We start from the raw sequence: 297 nt of genomic DNA on the forward strand, positions 1-297 counted from the left end.
GTGAGGGTCAGTACCACCCCACCACCCAGATCGAGTTTGAGTTCAAGGATTCCTGTCCGGGGTTGAGGTTCAGGGGCAGGCAGCGTACCCAGATCCAAAAACCCTACGGGTTGCATCTGGCTGATGACAGGGGAAATCTCATTGCGAAATACCCCTTGCCAACGTATCAATCGGGATGAATTTAATCCCTTATCCCGACAGAAACTCTTGCAGTCCTGACCACTGGTCAGAAACTCGGACACGAACCCCTGCCAGTCCTGCCTGCTGTGGCGAATTCTCCTGCTACGCTTGGTTTCC

At 53.9% G+C, this 297-nt stretch carries 1 protein-coding gene; it reads right to left on the minus strand.

Annotation, left to right across the window (positions count from 1 at the left end; genetic code table 11):
* Nucleotides 1–297: IS66 family insertion sequence element accessory protein TnpA (gene tnpA, locus IV91_RS18685; protein WP_160171599.1), on the minus strand; the 297-nt coding region annotated here is incomplete at both ends.

Source organism: Ferrovum myxofaciens (genome assembly GCF_000735045.1).
Classification (GTDB): Bacteria; Pseudomonadota; Gammaproteobacteria; order Burkholderiales; family Ferrovaceae; genus Ferrovum; species Ferrovum myxofaciens.